The organism is Tritonibacter scottomollicae (genome assembly GCF_032924845.1).
GTDB classification, from domain to species: Bacteria; Pseudomonadota; Alphaproteobacteria; order Rhodobacterales; family Rhodobacteraceae; genus Epibacterium; species Epibacterium scottomollicae.
In genome coordinates this window covers 1,461,295-1,479,139 of the sequence record NZ_CP136704.1, presented here as the reverse complement: position 1 = coordinate 1,479,139, position 17,845 = coordinate 1,461,295, and the positions used below count along the sequence as shown (strand labels likewise).

17 protein-coding genes are annotated in these 17,845 nt (G+C 62.7%); 11 read left to right on the top strand and 6 right to left on the bottom strand.

Annotation, left to right across the window (positions count from 1 at the left end):
• The first annotated feature begins 1 nt into the window (after position 1).
• Positions 2–877, top strand: a complete 876-nt coding sequence (locus tag R1T40_RS07555) for a DNA adenine methylase (RefSeq protein ID WP_317386468.1) — start codon at positions 2–4, stop codon at positions 875–877.
• A gap of 80 nt (positions 878–957) precedes the next feature.
• On the opposite strand, the gene R1T40_RS07550 is transcribed toward R1T40_RS07555, so the two are convergent.
• Complete coding sequence (locus R1T40_RS07550; RefSeq protein WP_317386467.1) at positions 958–1,716, bottom strand: alpha/beta fold hydrolase; 759 nt, start codon at positions 1,714–1,716, stop codon at positions 958–960.
• A gap of 127 nt (positions 1,717–1,843) precedes the next feature.
• On the opposite strand from R1T40_RS07550, the gene R1T40_RS07545 reads away from it, so the two are divergent.
• Positions 1,844–2,209 (top strand): hypothetical protein, encoded by a 366-nt coding sequence (locus R1T40_RS07545; RefSeq protein WP_317386466.1) that lies wholly within the window; start codon positions 1,844–1,846, stop codon positions 2,207–2,209.
• Here R1T40_RS07545 and R1T40_RS07540 read toward each other — a convergent pair.
• Positions 2,163–3,080: a DUF817 domain-containing protein gene (locus tag R1T40_RS07540; RefSeq protein WP_317386465.1), complete on the bottom strand. Its 918-nt coding sequence runs from the start codon at positions 3,078–3,080 to the stop codon at positions 2,163–2,165. The two genes, R1T40_RS07545 and R1T40_RS07540, sit on opposite strands and share 47 nt — an antisense overlap.
• A 184-nt stretch (positions 3,081–3,264) precedes the next feature.
• Here R1T40_RS07540 and R1T40_RS07535 point away from each other — a divergent pair, with 184 nt between their 5' ends.
• The 3 genes from R1T40_RS07535 to R1T40_RS07525 all read left to right on the top strand — a co-directional run bounded on the left by R1T40_RS07535 (position 3,265) and on the right by R1T40_RS07525 (position 5,012).
• Positions 3,265–3,861: a TetR/AcrR family transcriptional regulator gene (locus R1T40_RS07535; RefSeq protein ID WP_106164838.1), complete on the top strand. Its 597-nt coding sequence runs from the start codon at positions 3,265–3,267 to the stop codon at positions 3,859–3,861.
• Between the two features lie 97 nt (positions 3,862–3,958).
• Positions 3,959–4,633 carry a PspA/IM30 family protein gene (locus tag R1T40_RS07530; protein WP_317386464.1) on the top strand — a complete coding sequence of 225 codons (675 nt, stop codon included), beginning with the start codon at positions 3,959–3,961 and terminating at the stop codon, positions 4,631–4,633.
• 91 nt (positions 4,634–4,724) lie between these two features.
• Positions 4,725–5,012 (top strand): hypothetical protein, encoded by a 288-nt coding sequence (locus R1T40_RS07525; protein ID WP_106164863.1) that lies wholly within the window; start codon positions 4,725–4,727, stop codon positions 5,010–5,012.
• A 124-nt stretch (positions 5,013–5,136) separates the two neighbouring features.
• On the opposite strand, the gene glyA is transcribed toward R1T40_RS07525, so the two are convergent.
• Complete coding sequence (glyA, locus tag R1T40_RS07520) at positions 5,137–6,432, bottom strand: serine hydroxymethyltransferase (protein WP_317386463.1); 1,296 nt, start codon at positions 6,430–6,432, stop codon at positions 5,137–5,139.
• A 175-nt stretch (positions 6,433–6,607) separates the two neighbouring features.
• Between glyA and R1T40_RS07515 the strand changes: the two genes are divergently transcribed.
• Entirely contained in the window at positions 6,608–7,363 is a 756-nt protein-coding gene (locus R1T40_RS07515; RefSeq protein WP_317386462.1) for an NAD kinase, read from the top strand.
• Between the two features lie 144 nt (positions 7,364–7,507).
• On the opposite strand, the gene R1T40_RS07510 is transcribed toward R1T40_RS07515, so the two are convergent.
• Positions 7,508–8,941 (bottom strand): amidase family protein, encoded by a 1,434-nt coding sequence (locus tag R1T40_RS07510; RefSeq protein WP_317386461.1) that lies wholly within the window; start codon positions 8,939–8,941, stop codon positions 7,508–7,510.
• Positions 8,942–9,092: 151 nt separating this feature from the next.
• Between R1T40_RS07510 and R1T40_RS07505 the strand changes: the two genes are divergently transcribed.
• Together R1T40_RS07505 and R1T40_RS07500 are read left to right on the top strand one after the other, a co-directional pair.
• Positions 9,093–9,638 carry a hypothetical protein gene (locus tag R1T40_RS07505; RefSeq protein WP_317386460.1) on the top strand — a complete coding sequence of 182 codons (546 nt, stop codon included), beginning with the start codon at positions 9,093–9,095 and terminating at the stop codon, positions 9,636–9,638.
• A 125-nt stretch (positions 9,639–9,763) separates the two neighbouring features.
• Positions 9,764–9,961, top strand: coding sequence for a CsbD family protein (locus tag R1T40_RS07500; protein ID WP_106164832.1), 198 nt, complete (start codon positions 9,764–9,766; stop codon positions 9,959–9,961).
• Positions 9,962–10,038: 77 nt separating this feature from the next.
• Here R1T40_RS07500 and prpE read toward each other — a convergent pair whose 3' ends face one another.
• Positions 10,039–11,928, bottom strand: coding sequence for a propionate-CoA ligase PrpE (gene prpE, locus R1T40_RS07495; protein WP_317386459.1), 1,890 nt, complete (start codon positions 11,926–11,928; stop codon positions 10,039–10,041).
• 374 nt (positions 11,929–12,302) lie between these two features.
• Positions 12,303–14,582 (bottom strand): NADP-dependent malic enzyme, encoded by a 2,280-nt coding sequence (locus tag R1T40_RS07490; protein ID WP_317386458.1) that lies wholly within the window; start codon positions 14,580–14,582, stop codon positions 12,303–12,305.
• Positions 14,583–14,892: 310 nt separating this feature from the next.
• Between R1T40_RS07490 and R1T40_RS07485 the strand changes: the two genes are divergently transcribed.
• Genes R1T40_RS07485 through R1T40_RS07475 form a run of 3 tightly spaced genes read left to right on the top strand, consistent with a single transcriptional unit; the run spans position 14,893 to position 17,832 of the window.
• Positions 14,893–15,312: a cytidine deaminase gene (locus tag R1T40_RS07485; protein WP_317386457.1), complete on the top strand. Its 420-nt coding sequence runs from the start codon at positions 14,893–14,895 to the stop codon at positions 15,310–15,312.
• A gap of 4 nt (positions 15,313–15,316) precedes the next feature.
• A complete protein-coding gene (locus tag R1T40_RS07480) occupies positions 15,317–16,621 on the top strand; it encodes a thymidine phosphorylase (protein ID WP_317386456.1) in 1,305 nt (434 codons plus the stop codon).
• Positions 16,621–17,832 carry a phosphopentomutase gene (locus R1T40_RS07475; RefSeq protein WP_317386956.1) on the top strand — a complete coding sequence of 404 codons (1,212 nt, stop codon included), beginning with the start codon at positions 16,621–16,623 and terminating at the stop codon, positions 17,830–17,832. The genes R1T40_RS07480 and R1T40_RS07475 overlap by 1 nt, the downstream gene beginning before the upstream one ends.
• The last annotated feature ends 13 nt before the right edge of the window (positions 17,833–17,845 follow it).

Genomic DNA, 17,845 nt, shown 5'->3' with positions numbered 1-17,845 from the left:
GATGGACGCGCTGTTGCCCGTGGCGGGCGAGGCACCGGCTCCTCCGTTCAAGACCCAGCTGTTGAAATGGGTCGGCAACAAGCAACGCTTTGCCCATGAGATCGTCGCCCATCTGCCCAAGGATTATGGCACCTATTTCGAACCCTTTCTGGGCGCGGGCGGTGTGATGGCCAACTTGCGGCCCATCCACGCAGTGGGCTCCGACATCTACCCGCCGCTGGTTGAGATCTGGCAGGCGTTGCAGGATGACCCCGAGTTGCTGAACCATTGGTATCAGGCGCGCTATGAGGCCTTCATGGCGGGCGACCGTGTGGCGGTCTACGAGGCAATCAAGGCGCGCTACAACGCGGCGCCCAATGGGGCGGATTTCCTGTTTTTGTGCCGGGCCTGCTACGGCGGCGTGGTGCGGTTTCGCCGCAAGGATGGCTATATGTCGACGCCCTGCGGCAGCCACCCGGTGATGAAGCCGCATAAGTTTGCTGAGCGGGTCGACATGTGGCGCACCCGGATGGCGGGCGCGCGGTTTGCCTGTCTGGATTATCGCGCCGCCATGGCACAGGCGCGAGCAGGGGATGTGGTCTATTGCGACCCGCCCTATGCGCATTCGCAGACCATTCTGTATGGCGCGCAGGCGTTCCGGCTGGAGGAGCTGTTCGCCAGCATCGCCGCCTGCAAGGCGCGCGGGGTGCGGGTGGCCATGTCGATCGACGGCACCAAGAAATCCGGCGATGTCTATTGTGACATCGAGATCCCGCACGGGCTGTTTCAGCGCGAGATCCTCGTCAATATGGGGCAATCCATGCTGAAGCGGTTCCAGATGGGTGGCCAGCGGATGCAGACAGAGGCGGTCCGGGATCGGTTGTTGTTGACCTACTGACCGCCGCTTCCTCTAAGCCAAAAAATCCTGTGAGAGGCCCGTGGGGGCCGGGGGCAGAGCCCCACATACATGCGCTGCTGTCAGGCGTTCAGAAACGCGCGCACCGTGGCCTCGAATTCGCGCGGCTTTTCCGCGTGCAGCCAATGGCCCGCGCCGGGGATCTTGGCAAAGCGCGCCTTGGGGAACAACGCCTTGATCTGCGGGCGATACTGGGCCTGCACATAATCGGAGTTGGCCCCGGTCAGGAACAGCGCTGCTCCGTCCCAATGGGTTTCAACCTCCGGAAACGACAGGATATGCGACATCTCGCGCTCCAGTGTGTCGAGGTTCAATCGCCAGCGTTTGTTCTCCACATCCAGCGATTGGGTGAAAAAGCTCTGCAACATGGCATCGACGCCGGCCTCTGCCAGTTGCTCCTGTGCATCGGACCGGCGGCTCACCCGCGCGAGGTCGACGCTGCGCATGGCGGTGATGAAATGCGCCTGTGTGTGCTCATAGCTCACCGGGGCAATATCGGCGACCAGCAGCCTGTTCACCGCGTCCGGGTGGGTGAGCGCCAGCATCATCGCCGCCTTGCCACCCATTGAGTGCCCCACCACATCCATGCGCCCGCCATGGGCGGCGATCACCTCGGCCAGATCCTCGGCCAGATCGGCATAGCTGTGGGTCTGGGTCTGCGGACTGTTGCCGTGGTTGCGCATATCCACCGCAATCACCTGCCGCTCATCAGACAGGCGCTTTGCAATCACGCCCCAGTTGCGCCCGGAGCCATAGAGGCCATGGGCAATCAGCAGGGGTGGTTGGTCGGTCGGGTGGCCATGTATGATCGTGTTCAGCATAGGGCGGTGATAGCCGCAACCCGCCCGACTGTCAGCCCCCAACCTTGCGCGTACGCGGCATTGAGATCCACAGCCGCGGTGGGTATGGTCCAGCTTGTTACACGCGCAGCCTGAGGATCCCCGCGCCATGAGCGAGACGTTACAGAGTGAGCTGGACCAGATCCAAACGCTGTTGGAAAAACGACTGAAACTCTCCGGCGAGCTGGCGGACAGCCTGCGCCGCGCCCGGCGTCACCTGCCGCACCGGATGCGCCGGGCGGCGGATGATCTGGTGGCAGCGGAGGCAAGCTTTGCCCATCCGCGCATCGCTGCAACGCTGGATCAGGACGGTCTGCTCCGAAAAGCGCGGCGGCTTCGGGCCTATCTGGCAGAGCTGGACCTGAAGGACCGGCGCAAGGGGCGGCTGCTGGATATCGCGGCCACTGTCGGCTTTGCGCTGATCTGTGTCATTGCACTTCTGGTGGTGGTGTTGCGCTGGCGGGGCTTTGTCTGACATCGGTTGGCGTGACCGGTCGGTAAGGCGTGTGTGAGAGCGCATCGCGCACCACCAATGTCACAGTGACAAAACTCACATAAAGCAGAAGATACCAGCTGCCCATCTTGGCGATACTGACCCATTGGTCGCTGTCCTGACCGGCATAAAGCCAGGTGCGGGTGCGGGTGCCGACGTTTTCCGCCACCCAGAGGAAGAAGCTGGACAGGAAGGCCGCCAGCGGCAGCGGCATCCAATAGGCTTGTCCGCCGATATAGAACCAGATCCGGGTGCGGATGAAGATCACCACCGTGGCGACAAACAGCGCCAGCCGGATATCCGGCAGGAAATGGTGGCTGAAGAAATTCACATAGATCGCAACCGCGAGGCAGGTGGCCAACCATAGCGGCGGGTAGGGAGCAAAGCGCATGTCGAACAGGCGGATCACCCGCGCCATGTAGGAGCCAACGGAGGCATACATGAAGCCGGAAAACAGCGGCACACCCCAGAGTTTCGCCAGACCGTCGCCGGGATAGGCCCAGCTGCCCGCATCAACCTTGAAGATCTCCATCACCGTGCCGGTGAGATGGAACAGCAGGATCACCCGCACCTCGCGCCAGCTTTCCATGCCGGCGGCCAGAAACAGCACCTGCAGCCCCAGCGCATAGAGCAACAGCGCATCATAGCGCGCCAGCGCCCAATCCGGCTGCCAGATGCGATCCGAAATCAGCAGTCCACCAAGGAGCAGAATGCCGAATATCGCTGCCCAGCCCTGTTTCAGAGTGAACATCACGAATTCCGCCACCGCAAAGGGCAGGCGGGCGCGCATCCAATCGCCGAGGGTGCGTTCAAGGCGGCGGGTGCGGTTCGGGTTTTGGTCAGTCTGGATCATGCGGGGCAAATGACGAGAAAACCGCGCCAAAGTCCATCCTGATTGTACTCGCTGACTTTGTCTGCCCTGACAGAGTGTTGCCGCCGAGACAGGGTGCAGCCCCAGATGCAATGCCGAGGTTTGCATCTCGCGCCTGAGCGGGTTTATAGGTGCATGAACATGGTTCAAGAATTGGCGGGCAAGCATGACGACAAAAGCAGAGCAACGCAGAGCGGATCTGCGCGACAAACTGGTTGTTGCGGCGGAAGCGCGTATTCGGGAGACGGGGGTTACGGCATTGCGCGCACGCGATCTGGCCAAGGATGCGGGCTGTGCGGTGGGGGCAATCTACAACGCGTTCGATGACATGACCGCGCTTGTGATGGCGGTGAACGGTCGCACGTTTCAGCGGTTGGGGGCGGTGGTCGAAGCGTCCATAACCGCATCGAGGGGCGCGTCTGCCACGGATCGGTTGATCCTGATGAGTGAGGCCTATCTGGATTTTGCAAGTGACAATAGTCGCCTGTGGCGCGCCCTGTTCGATCTGGAATTGCCTGCGGATGGCGCGGTGCCGGTCTGGTACCGCACGGCGCTGGATCGGCTGTTCCAGCATATCGCGGGCCCGGTGGCGGAGTTGTTCCCTGATCAGCCACCAGAAGAGCAGGCCCTGACGGTGCGGGCGTTGTTTTCTTCTGTTCATGGAATTGTGCTCCTCGGGCTTGAAAACCGGATCTCCGGTGTGCCGCCACAGGACATCCGACGGATGATCGCATTGGTTCTGTCACGGTTGATGGTCAGGTAATCCATACCTTTTGAACATTGTTCAAAAAATATCTTGAACGACGTTCATGACTTTGCTACCTCACTTGTGAACGATGTTCACGAATGGAGGAGCGATCATGTTCTCAACTTTCAAGACCCTGATGACGGGCGCAAATCGCAGAGCAGAGGCGCAGGTCCGCCAGCAGTATTCGATCGAGCTGATCGAGGAGAAAATTGCCCAGGCCACCGATGACCTGAAATCGGCAAAGTCGACGCTGGTGAGCCTGATCCAGAAAGAACGGGCCGAGCAGCGCCAGATTGCAACCTTGGATACGCGGATTGCGGATCTGACGGCGCGGGCACGTGCGGCCCTGACAGAGGGGCGCGAGGATCTGGCCGAAGCCGCTGCCGCAGCGATTGCCGAAATGGAGAATGAGCGCAGCCTGCGTCAGGACACGCGGTCACGTCTGGAGGCGCGTATCATGCGCCTGCGTCAATCGGTGGAGACGGCGCATCGTCGTCTGATTGATCTGAGGCAGGGCGCGATCTCGGCCCGCGCCGTCAAGGGCGAGCACCGCGCTCAGGCGAGCCTTGGCCGGTCGCTGAACCGCCAGCCCATGGATGAAGCGGCTGAGCTGATCCAAGAGGTCCTGGGCCAGGAAGACCCCTTCGAGGCCTCGGAAATTCTGGGCGAGATTGAAACCGGTCTCGCGCCGCACTCGGTGGCGGATCAATTGGCGGATGCGGGGTTTGGCACACCGCTCAAGAGCACGGCAACAGATGTGCTGAGCCGCCTGAAGACCGAACGCTGATCCCGACATGCGAGGGCAGAACTGCCCTGAGACGAAAATCCGTGAGCACCAGGCTCCGCAGATAATCTATTTGGAAATGAAGGATAAAACCATGTTTGACGCACGCAATGAGAACGCCCTGATCACCAACCTCAACATCATCGGCGTCGTGGTCGCCTATGGCATGCTGGGCATTTCGCTCTGGCTGTCGACCGAGGTGCCGCTGGCGACCAAAGGATATTGGGGCATGGGCATCCTGCTGCTGACGCTGAGCCTGATCAACGTGGTGAAATACCGCTTTGATATCCGTCAGAGCTCGGATCGGATCCGCCGCATCGAAGAGGTCCGCAACGAGCGCATGCTGGAAGAGGCGTTGAAGGAACCATCTTCCGAGAGCTGATGCGACAAACGGGGGGCAGGGAACGCCTGCTCCTTTTGTCAGTCGCCACAGATAGAAACAGTAAAACCGCCGCGTCCGAGACGCGGCGGTTTATGTGTTCATGGTCGCTCAAAGGTGATCAAACTCAGTGGTTCGGGTAGAGCGGGAAGCGCGCGCAGAGGGCTGCGACCTTGCCACGCACGGTTTCCTCGACTGCCGCGTTGCCGTCTTCGCCATTGGCGGCCAGACCATCGACCACTTCGACGATCAGGCGGGCAATCTCGCGGAACTCGTCCTCACCAAAACCACGGGTGGTGCCCGCTGGGGTACCCAGACGAATGCCGGAGGTCACAGTGGGCTTTTCCGGGTCAAACGGGATGCCGTTCTTGTTGGTGGTGATATGCGCGCGGCCCAGAGCCTTGTCGACGATGTTGCCGGTCACGCCCTTGGGACGCAGATCGACCAGCATCACATGGGTGTCGGTGCCACCAGTGACGATGTCCAGACCGCCCTTGATCAGCTCGTCCGACAGGGCCACCGCATTGGCACGCACCTGCTTCTGGTAGGATTTGAACTCGGGCTTCAGCGCTTCGCCAAAGGCGGCGGCCTTGCCGGCGATCACATGCATCAACGGGCCACCCTGGATGCCCGGGAAGATGGCGGAGTTGAACTTCTTCGCCAGATCCGGGTTGTTGGTGACGATCATGCCGCCACGCGGACCGCGCAGGGTCTTGTGGGTGGTGGTGGTGGCCACATCCGCATGCGGGAAGGGCGAGGGGTGCTCGCCCGCGGCCACGAGACCGGCGAAGTGGGCCATGTCGACCATCAGCCAGGCGCCGACGCTGTCGGCCACGGCGCGGAACTTGGCAAAGTCGATCTGGCGCGGAATGGCGGAGCCGCCGGCGATGATCAGCTTGGGCTGGTGCTCGGTGGCCAGCGCCTGCAGCTGGTCATAGTCGATCAGGTTGTCGTCTTCGCGCACACCGTAGTGGACCGCGTTGAACCATTTGCCGGACTGGTTTGGCGCCGCACCATGGGTCAGGTGACCGCCGGAGGCAAGATCCATGCCGAGGATGGTGTCACCTGGCTGCAGCAGTGCCTGGAACACGCCCTGGTTCGCCTGGCTGCCGGAGTTCGGCTGCACATTGGCGAATTCGCAGTTGAACAGCTGCTTGGCGCGGTCGATGGCGAGGTTTTCTGCCACGTCCACATGCTGGCAGCCACCGTAGTAGCGGCGGCCCGGGTAGCCTTCGGCGTATTTGTTGGTCAGCACGGAACCCTGTGCTTCCATAACGGCGGCGGAGACGATGTTCTCCGAGGCGATCAGCTCGATCTCGTCGCGCTGACGGCCAAGCTCGTCGGTGATTGCGCCGAACAGCTCCGGGTCACGCTCGGAAAGGCTCTGGGTGAAGAAACCGGTGTCACGGGGGGTCTCAGTCATGCTGGCTCCGTCTGGTTGGGGGTGGTCTTTGCGAGATTTCCTATCGGAAACTTCACGGATCTGAAAGACTGTAAAGCGACGAAACGGGTCAGCTGAACGGCAAGTCTGGTCATCGGGGAAAACCTGTGCTTGTTTCGGAACCGTTTGGACCCTTCCGGAAACAGGATCACGTTCCATGAGAATCGCATTTCTGGCCAGTACGGCCCCGCTGGCGCAAACCGCGCGTGGCGTATTGGTCAGTCGCTACGGCAGCGTCGAGATGAGCGAGGCAGATGTGATCGTGGCGCTTGGCGGCGACGGGTTCATGCTGCACACCCTGCGCGAGACGGTGGATCTGAACGTGCCGATCTATGGCATGAACCGTGGCACCGTCGGCTTTTTGATGAACAGCTATGGTGAGGGCGATCTGATGGAGCGTCTGGCCGACGCGCAGGAAGAGACGATCCACCCGCTTCGCATGCATGCAAGGGATCGGAACGGGCAGATGCATGAAGCGATGGCAATCAACGAGGTATCGCTGCTGCGTCAGGGGCCGCAGGCGGCCAAGCTGCAGATCTCGGTGGATGGGCGGCAACGGATGGCGGAGCTGGTCTGCGACGGGGCGCTGGTGTCCACGCCGGCGGGCTCCACCGCCTATAATTTCTCTGCCCATGGTCCGATCCTGCCGATCGGGGCGGATGTGCTGGCGCTGACCGCAATCGCGGCGTTCCGGCCGCGGCGCTGGCGCGGGGCGCTATTGCCCAGCGGGGCAACTGTGCGGTTCGACGTGATCGACGCGGCAAAGCGGCCGGTGATGGCGGAGGCAAATTCGGTGTCGTTCAAGGATATCGACTGGGTGGAGATCCAGAGCGAGCGCAGCATCGGCCACAAGATTCTGTTCGATCCCGGCCACGGGCTGGAGGAACGGTTGATCTCTGAGCAGTTCAACTAACCCCTGACCCCAGCGGACGCGCTGACGCGCGACAGGGTGAGCCCCGTGCCCGAGGGGCACAGGGCCGTTGCCTCCCGGCGGGAGGTATTTCAAAAAAGATGAAACGGTGCCGCGGGGACCATGAGACGGCCCCAATGGTAGAGCTCAGACCTGTGCGGCCATGTGGTCCCAAAGGGGAGCTGCCATCTGGCCGAGACGGTCCTCGATGGCGATGGCGGCATCCACGGCCATGTCCTCGCGCCAGCGTTGCGCCACGATCTGCACGTTGATCGGCTGCGGCCCCTTGGGCAATTGCGCCAGGCGGGAGGGCACGCAGGCGGCGGGCAGCCCCATGTAGTTCATCGCGTAGGAATAGACCGCGCAGCCCAGCACGTCATGGGCGCCTTCGACCCCTTCGCGGTCCCGGTCTGGCGCAAAGAAGGGCTGTGGCAGGAACGGCGTCAGCACCAGCGGGTAATCCGCCATGAACAGCGCCCATTGACGGGCGTAGTGGCTGCGCTTGGCGTACATCTTCAGCAGCTCGTCACCCTGATAGGGCGGGAACTCCTGAAAATAGGTGTCGAACATGGTGCGGATGACGTCTGAGCCGACGGCATCCAGATCCGGCTTCATTAGCGCGTGTATCTCACCCATCAAGGCGCGGTAGCCGGTGCGTCCGGCCTCGAACACATTGGGGGGCTCGATCTCTTCGACGATGTAGCCCGCATCGGTGAGGGCGTCGCGGGCCGAGAGCAATGCGGCCTCGACCTCCGGGTGCAGGTCATAGCCGTGCGGGTTGCGGGTGAAGGCGACCTTTGTCGGGCCTGAGACACTGGGACCCTGCCAGGGCACCGGTGCGTGAAACGGGTCGCGCACGTCCGGTGCGATCATTGCGGGCATGGCCAGATGCAGGTCACGGGCGGAGCGGGTCATCAGGCCCTGCACGCTCATCAACTGGGCCAGCAGCCCGCGTTCTGCCGTCTGGGAGGGGTTCCAAGCCGGCACGCGGCCGAGGCCGGGCTTCACCGTCACCGCGCCATTGGCGGCGGCGGGAAAACGCAGTGAGCCGCCAATGTCGTTGCCATGGGCCAGCGGGCCGATGCCGGCCATGACCGCAGCCCCGCCGCCACCGGAGGAGCCACCGGGCGAGATATGCCGCCCCCAGGGATTATGCGTCCGCCCGTAGAGCGGATTGTCGGTGTCGGCGCGAAAGGAGAATTCCGGTGTGTTGGTGCGCCCGATTACCACTGCGCCTGCGCGTTCGAGGTTCTGCACCACCGGCGCGTCGTCCGGGGCAATCAGGTCCTTGAGTGCGGGAATGCCGTTGGAGGTGGCATGGCCGGTCTGGTCCACGTTGATCTTGATGGTCACCGGCACGCCATGCAGCGGGCCACGCAGATGTGCTGGGGTGCCGTCGAGAGCCTCTGCGCGGGCCAGGGCTTCGTCCCGGAGATCCTCCACCACGGCGTTCAGGGCTGGGTTCACTGCATCCAGACGGGCGATGGCGTTCTGCACGGCGGCTGTGGGCGTGATGTCACCGGCTGTGGTCAGGGTGGACAATTCGGTTGCGCTCAGGCGCCAAAGGTCTTGATTTGACATGTTAACAATCTCCTTGATCGAGAGACTAGTGCGCGTCCTCTGGGCTGGGAAGGGCCAATCCTGTTAAGGATATGTTCAGGCCGGTCACAACAGTGTCGTGCCAGTGCAGGAGGGAGATCCTGCGTCCTTTGATACGAGAGATCATAATCAGATGATGAAGACTATTCGGTGCGCTTTGCTGGCCACCGCCGGTGTGTGGGTCAGCTCGATGGGGCACGCACAGGGATTCGTGTCTGTCCTGCAAGTGATGGATGACATGATCGACACGCCCTATGAATGCGCCGACTACGACCCGGTGACGGACAGCTGTTCCGGCGTGTCGCTGATGTATTCGGAGGAGGGCATCATCTACAATGCCGCGTGGTTTGCGCTTCCCGATGCAACTGGTGACCCTTGGGTGTTCGAGGCTTTTTCTGAGTATGAGTTCCTGTTCGGCTGGGGATGCCCGCCGAGCCAGGGGCAGGGCGCGGGCATTAGCTACAAGTCGGGTGGAACCCCTGAGTTGGGCGCGCAATACGCAGAGCAGATCGAGGCGCAGGTCGCGGCGAGCTTTGACCCGTTTGCGCCTTGTGCGGGTTACTACCCGGCAGGACCACGCCAGTATGTGGTCGAGTTTCGCCATCGCAACGGAGAGTTGGCAGACCAGGCCAGCATCAGGGTGCAGTTTTTCGCGGAGCCAAAAAACGTGCGCCCCTGAGAGATACGGGCGCGCGGTCGTCAGAAAATTTGGAACAATCCCGGTGCATCCACGTTGTCAGGTCAAGCAGCACGCATCGCAGTTTATGCAGTGTGAGCGAAGCTAAACAGACAGGAGTATTGACGATGAACTGGGATATTATCGAAGGCAAATGGAAGCAGCTCAAAGGCTCCGCACAGAACCAGTGGGGCAAGCTGACTGAAGATGAGATCGATCAGGTGGCCGGCAATCGTGAAAAGCTGGTGGGTCTGGTTCAGGAGCGTTACGGCGTGGCCAAGGACGAAGCTGAACGTCAGGTCGATGATTTCGCGGCGCGTCAGTGACTATTTGCCGTAGAGCAAGCGGCATTCGATGAAGCAAAGCGGTCCCCGTCGGGGGCCGCTTTGTCGTCTTTACGGGGTCACTTCGCGTAGCCGAGCGCCCTCAGAGCGACGGTGATCTCCTCCAGAACCGCCGGATCGTCGATGGTGGCCGGTTGTTTCCACTCCGTGCCATCGGCGATCGAGACCATGGTGCCGCGCAGGATCTTGCCCGAACGCGTCTTGGGCAGTCGGTCCACCACACAGGAGAGCTTGAAAGCGGCGACCGGGCCGATCTTGTCGCGCACCAGCTTGACGACTTCGGCGTTGATCTCCGCATGACTGCGGCTGCATCCGGCATTCAGGCAGAGAAAGCCAAGCGGCACCTGACCCTTCAGGCTATCCGCCACACCGATGACGGCGCATTCCGCGACATCGGGGTGGCCCGACAGTACCTCCTCCATCGCGCCAGTAGACAGACGGTGTCCGGCGACATTGATGACATCATCGGTGCGCGCCATGATGTAGAGGTAGCCGTCCTCGTCCATCATCCCTGCATCGCCGGTCTCGTAGTAACCGGGGAAGGTGGTGAGATAGCTTTTGCGGAAGCGATCCTCGGCATTCCACAGGTTTGGCAGCGTGCCCGGGGGCAGGGGGAGTTTGATGGCAATGGCGCCCAGTTCGCCCGCAGGCATCGGGTGGCCACCTTCATCGAGGATCTGAACGTCATAGCCCGGCATCGGCACTGCGGGAGAGCCCAGTTTCACCGGCAGTGTCTCGATCCCCAATGGGTTTGCGGCAATCGGCCAGCCGGTCTCTGTCTGCCACCAGTGGTCGATCACCGGCACCTTCAGTTGATCCTGCGCCCAGGTGATCGTGTCGGGATCGGCCCGTTCGCCCGCCAGATAGACCTGACCAAGACAGGAAAGATCATATTTCGCCACGTATTCGCCCTTGGAGTCCTCGCGTTTGACGGCGCGAAAGGCGGTGGGGGCGGTGAAGAAGGTCTTGACCTTATGTTCCGAGATGATCCGCCAGAAGGTGCCCGCATCGGGCGTGCCGATAGGCTTGCCCTCAAACACGATGGTGGTGTTGCCATGGATCAGCGGCGCATAGGCAATATAGCTGTGACCCACCACCCAGCCCACATCGGAGGCGGCCCAGAACACGTCCCCGGGATCGACGTTGAAGATGTTCTTCATTGTCCAGTTCAGCGCCACCAGCTGGCCGGCGGTATGGCGGATCACCCCCTTGGGCTGCCCAGTCGTGCCAGAGGTATAGAGGATATAGGAGGGGTGGTTGCCTTCTACCGGCACGCAATCTGCAGGCTCCACGCCATACTGGAACCCGTGCCAGTTCACGTCACGCCCCTCGATCAGCTCTGCCACTTCCTGTTCGCGCTGGAAGATGACGCAGAAGTCGGGCTTGTGGCTGGCCTGTTCGATGGCGCCGTCCAGCAGAGGCTTGTAATGCACCGTACGCCCCGGTTCGATGCCGCAGGAGGCGGCGATGATCGCCTTGGGGGTGGCGTCATCAATACGCACCGCCAGTTCATTGGACGCAAAGCCCCCAAAGACCACGGAATGTACCGCGCCAATGCGGGCGCAGGCCAGCATCGCTTCGATGGCCTCGGGGATCATCGGCATGTAGATGATGACGCGGTCGCCTTTCTCGATCCCCTTCGCCCGCAGCGCCCCGGCCAGCGTCGCCACCCGGTTGCGCAATTCCACATAGGAGATCTCGCGTTTTGTGTGGGTGACGGGGCTGTCGTAGATGATCGCGGTCTGCTCACCGCGCCCGGCCTCCACATGGCGGTCAACGGCGTTGTAGCAGGTGTTTACCTTGGCGTCGGCGAACCATTCATAAAGCCCGTCGCCAAGATCGCTCAGCGCCCGCGTCGGAGCCTGGTCCCAGCTGATGGCCGTGGCGGCCTCCATCCAGAACCCTTCCGGGTCAGCCTTCCAATGTGCATACACCTCAGAATAGGTCATGGGGATCCTCCTCACTGTCTCCTCTTGCGACAGAGCCTAGGCGCAAGGCTCAAACCCTCGCAAGCGCGCTGGGCGACCCTGCGTCAGATCGGATCAGATTTGTGGATGAATTTGCCAATTCGGATTGCAAAGTTTGCAAACCATGACATAGCCGACATTTCGGTGAAGAAAATTCTGAAGTCTGCAAAGTTGCAAAGCTAACTCTTGCAGATATTGCGCAGACAGCTGCGACTCAGTTTGCGCAAACAGTCAGCGCAGGGGTGGTAGGATGAGGCTATGCCCACCTCAGAGGCTGGCATCCGACGACCCCCAATCCGGACAAAGGCGGGCGCAGATTGCGGCCCGCCTTTGCTGTCTGCTTTGCGCGCTGGGCGTCAGCCGTAGTGGGCTACGGGCGTGCCTGCGATGGCAGCCATGTTCAGCAATCCGCGCGCGGTGATCGAAGGCGAAACGATATGAGCGCGGTTGCCCATGCCCATCAGGATCGGACCGACCTCCAGCCCGCCGGAGCGCATCTTCAGGATGTTGCGCACGCCGGATGCGGCATCCGCATGGGCAAAGACCAGTACATTCGCGGCTCCCTCAAGGCGGGAGTTGGGGAAGATCCGTTCGCGAAGCTCCGGGTCGAGCGCGGTGTCGATGTTCATCTCGCCCTCGTAGACAAAGTCCCGGCGCTTGTCGTCGAGGATTTCCAGTGCGGCGCGCAGACGCGCTCCGGTATCGCATGGAATGTTGCCGAACTGGCTTTGTGAACATAGTGCGATCTGCGGTGTCAGGCCAAAGCGGCGCACATGGCGGGCGGCGCCGATCACGGTCTCGGCAATTTCTTCCGGGGTGGGTTCAATGCGCACCTGCGTGTCCGCGATGAACAGGGGCCCATCTTCGAGGATCATCATCGACAGCGCGCCATGGGGGGCATAGGTGCCGCCGCCGAGGATCTGTTGCACGTAGTTCAGGTGCCAGCGATACTCGCCGAAGGTGCCGCAGATCAGGCTGTCCGCTTCGCCGCGATGTACCATGATGGCACCGATGGCGGTGGTGTTGGTGCGCAGGATCGCCTTCGCGAGATCCGGCGTGACCCCCTGGCGCTCCATGATGCGGTGATAGCTGGACCAGTAGTCGCGGTAGCGCGGGTCGTTTTCCGGGTTCACGATCTGCACGTCCTGACCGGGGCGGATCGACAGGCCCAGCCGTTCGGCGCGGCTCTCGATCACCTCGGGACGACCGATCAGGATCGGGGTCTCGGTGGTTTCACGCAGGATTTCCTGAGCCGCACGCAGCACCCGTTCATCCTCGCCCTCGGCAAAGACGATGCGACGGGCCGCGGCGCGGGCGGCCTCGAACACCGGCTTCATCAGGAGGGCGGATTTGAACACGCTCTGGTTCAGCTTGGCGCGATAGGCCCCGAGGTCGTCTATCGGACGTTTCGCCACGCCGCTCTTCATGGCCGCGCTGGCCACGGCAGAGGACACCACAGCCACCAGACGCGGGTCGAAGGGTTTCGGGATCAGGTAGTCGGCGCCGAACGTCAGCTGTTCGCCCTTATAGGCGGCAGCGGCCTCGGCCGAGGTGGTGGTGCGCGCCAGCTCCGCGATGCCGTCGACGCAGGCGATCTGCATTTCGTCGTTGATCTCCGTCGCGCCGACATCGAGCGCGCCGCGGAAGATGAACGGAAAACACAGGACGTTGTTGACCTGATTGGGAAAATCGCTGCGCCCGGTGGCGATGATCGCATCCGGTGCCACCTTACGTGCCGCGTCGGGCATGATTTCCGGCGTCGGATTGGCCAGCGCAAAGATGATCGGACGGCGCGCCATCTTGGCGACCATCTCGGGCTTCAGCACATTGGGGCCGGAGAGGCCGAGGAACAGATCCGCGCCGTCGATCACCTCGTCCAGGGTGCGCTTGTCCGAGGCCTGCGCAAAGGCGGCCTTATGCGGGTTCATGTCCTCTTCGCGGCCCTCGTAGACCAGACCGTGGATGTCGCAGAGCCAGATGTTCTCGCGCTTCACCCCCAGTTTCAGCAGCATGTTGAGGCAGGCAATCCCCGCCGCGCCACCGCCGGTGGACACAATCTTGATGTCCTCGAAGGCCTTGTTCGCCACGTGCAGCGCGTTGGTGGCCGCGGCGCCGACGACAATGGCGGTGCCATGCTGGTCGTCGTGAAAGACCGGGATGTTCATCCGCTCACGGCAGAGCTTTTCGACGATGAAACAATCCGGCGCCTTGATGTCTTCAAGGTTGATCGCACCAAAGGTCGGCTCCAGCGCGCAGACGATATCGGCCAGCTTTTCCGGATCGCTCTCGTTCACCTCGATATCGAAGCAGTCGATATTGGCGAAGTTCTTGAACAGGACCGCCTTGCCTTCCATCACCGGCTTGGAGGCGAGCGCGCCGATATTGCCGAGGCCGAGCACGGCGGAGCCATTGGAGACCACCGCAACCAAATTGCCACGGGCGGTGAAGCGCGCGGCGTTGACCTCGTCTTCCTTGATCTCGAGGCAGGCTTCGGCGACGCCGGGCGAATAGGCGCGGGCGAGGTCATTGCCGGTGGCCAGCGGCTTTGTGGCGCGGATTTCCAGTTTACCGGGGCGCGGGAACTCGTGGTAGCGAAGGGCCGCGTCGCGCAGGGATTCCGATGTCTTGTCGGGCATGAATAAGCGCTCCTGATGGTGATAGTTTAGCGTTAAACTATTTTTTCATCGAGGGGAACCGCGTTTTGTCGCACGATCTCCTCTCGGCGGAATATGCACATCTGACATCATCACATCGCACCAGACAAGCCGCAGGCGGGCAGACCTCACCAAACCGCAGAACCGGATGGATCGCACATCAGGCGCAGAGATCGCGTTTGACCATCCGATCAAAACCGGCAAAGACTGGCGGTGAACAGGAACACTACGGCCCAACCGGCTTTGGATCCCATGCGGATGCCGCGCCGGGGGCTCAGGATGGAGTACTCCCATGCCCGCATCTGATGCACCCTCCGGCCCGTCGCTGCGCGCTCCGGCCGCCGCCGTGCGTGAAAACGCCCATGCGCCCTATTCCAACTTCAAGGTGGGCGCGGCCATCCGGGCGACCTCCGGCAGCGTTTATGTCGGCTGCAATGTCGAGAATGTCGCCTATCCCGAGGGCACCTGCGCAGAAGCGGGCGCCATTGCCGCAATGGTCGCTTCTGGTGAGACCGAACTGGCGGAGGTCTATGTGATTGCAGATTGCCCGAGCCCGGTCCCGCCCTGTGGTGGCTGCCGTCAGAAGCTGAAGGAATTCGGGGCGGCGGATGTCGCCGTGACGCTGGCAACCACGGATGGGGTCGAGATGAAGACCACCATCGGCGATCTGCTGCCCGGTGCCTTTGACGCGGGCCACATGGAGCGGAGCTGACATTATGGATGCGCGTGCGGTCATTGCGAAGTTGCGACAAAAGCAGGTGCCGTCCGCCGAGGACCTGACGTGGTTTGCCCAAGGGCTGGCTGGTGGCGAGGTCTCTGATGCACAGGCCGGTGCCTTTGCCATGGCGGTCTGTCTCAACGGCCTGCCGCCCGCCGCGCGTAGCGCCCTGACGCTGGCGATGCGGGACAGCGGCGACGTGCTGACCTGGGATCTGCCGGGGCCGGTGGTGGACAAGCATTCCACCGGCGGCGTGGGCGATTGTGTCTCTCTGCTGCTGGCGCCGGCGCTGGCGGAATGCGGCGCGTATGTGCCGATGATCTCCGGGCGCGGGCTGGGCCATACCGGCGGCACGCTGGACAAGCTGGAGGCCATTCCCGGCCTTAGCACGCAGGTCTCGCAGGACCGGCTGAGCAGCATCGTGGGCGAGGTGGGCTGTGCCATCGTCGGTGCAACGGCGCGGATCGCACCGGCGGACAAGCGGCTTTATGCGGTGCGGGATGTGACCGCGACGGTCGAGAGCCTCGACCTCATCACCGCCTCGATCCTGTCGAAGAAACTGGCGGCCAGCCCGCAGGCCCTGGTGCTGGACGTGAAGATCGGCTCCGGCGCGTTTATGAAAACGTTGGAGGAGGCTCGCGCGTTGGCAACTTCGCTGGTTGAGACGGCCAATGCCGCCGGCTGCCCGACACAGGCGCTGATCACCGATATGAACCAGCCGCTGGTGCCCGCATTGGGCAATGCGTTGGAAGTCGCTGAGGTGATGCGGGCGCTGACGGGGCAGGCGGCAGGGCCGATCCTCGACATCACAGTGGCCTTGGGCGGCGGGCTGCTGGTTCAGGCGGGGCTGGCGGAGAGTATTGCTGATGGCGAGGCGCAGATTACGGCTGTTCTGGCGGATGGTCGGGCTGCGGACCGCTTTGCCCGCATGGTTGCGGCGCAGGGCGGGCCGATAGACTTTGCTGATACTTGGGAGACGATCCTGCCCAAAGCGCCGGTGATCCTTGAGGTGACAGCCGAGAGTGCCGGCCATGTTGCCGCAATCAACGGCGAGGCGCTTGGCCTTGCGGTGGTGCGGCTGGGCGGCGGGCGCATGGTGGAGAGCGACAGGGTGGACCCGGCGGTGGGGATTTCTGATCTTGTGCCGCTGGGGGCCAAACTGGCCAAGGGCGATGTGATCGCGCGGGTGCATGCCGCCCACATGGACGCCGCGCAAGAGGCGACGTTGGCCTTGCGGGCGGAGGTGAGCATAGCGCCTGCTGCCCCCGAGTTGCCGCCGCTGGTGCATGAAAGGATCACATGATGGCGCGTTCTTTTCTGGTGGTCATGGACTCCGTGGGGATCGGCGGCGCGCCGGATGCGTCGAGTTATTTCAATAAGGACCTGCCGGACCTCGGCGCCAATACGCTGGCCCATATTGCCCAAGCCTGCGCCGAAGGACGGGCCGAGGAGGACCGCAGCGGGCCGTTGCATATGCCGACGCTGGACGCGCTGGGGCTGGGGGCGGCGTTGCGGCTGGCGTCATCGCAGCCGGTGCCGGGGTTGGACGCTGCGCCGCAGGGGCTCTGGGGCGCGGCTTCTGAGGTGAGTGCGGGCAAGGACACGCCTTCGGGGCATTGGGAACTTGCCGGGCTGCCGGTGCCCTGGGACTGGACCTATTTTCCGGACCAGGGCGATGCTTTTGACGCCGCACTGGTCGCTCATGTGGCGCACGCGGCGGGCACCGACGGTATCCTCGGCAATTGTCATGCCTCCGGCACCACCATCATCGGCGAGCTGGGCGCGGAGCATATGCGGAGCGGTCTGCCGATCTGCTACACCTCCGCCGACAGCGTGTTCCAGATCGCCGCGCATGAGGAGAGCTTTGGCCTCGACCGGTTGTTGACGCTTTGCCGTGATGTGGCGCCGTATCTGCATGCAATGAAAGTGGGGCGGGTGATTGCACGCCCCTTCGTAGGCAGCCCGGAAGAGGGATTCACCCGCACCACGAACCGGCGTGACTATGCCATCATTCCGCCTGCGCCGATCCTCACCGATTGGGTGCAGCAGAGCGGCGGACGTGTGCATGGGATCGGCAAGATCGGTGACATCTTCTCCATGCAAGGCATTGATACGCTGAAGAAAGGCACGGATGCTGAGCTGATGGGGCATCTGGCAGAAGCGGTGCGGAGCGCCGAGGACGGCAGCCTGACATTTGCCAATTTTGTCGAATTCGACAGCCTTTATGGCCATCGCCGCGACATCTCCGGTTATGCCCGCGCGCTGGAGTGGTTCGACGGTGAGATCGCGCGCGTCATCAAACGCTTGCGCCCGGGTGATCTGATGGTCCTGACCGCCGATCACGGCAATGACCCCAGCTGGCCCGGCACGGACCACACCCGCGAACAGGTGCCGGTGCTGATCGCAGGCGCGGGCGCAGGCTCGATTGGTTCGGTGCGGTTTGCGGATGTGGCGGCCTCGGTCGCGGCGCATCTCGGCGTGGCCGCACAGGGGCCGGGGCGGTCGTTTCTGTAACTGCCGTGCAGCC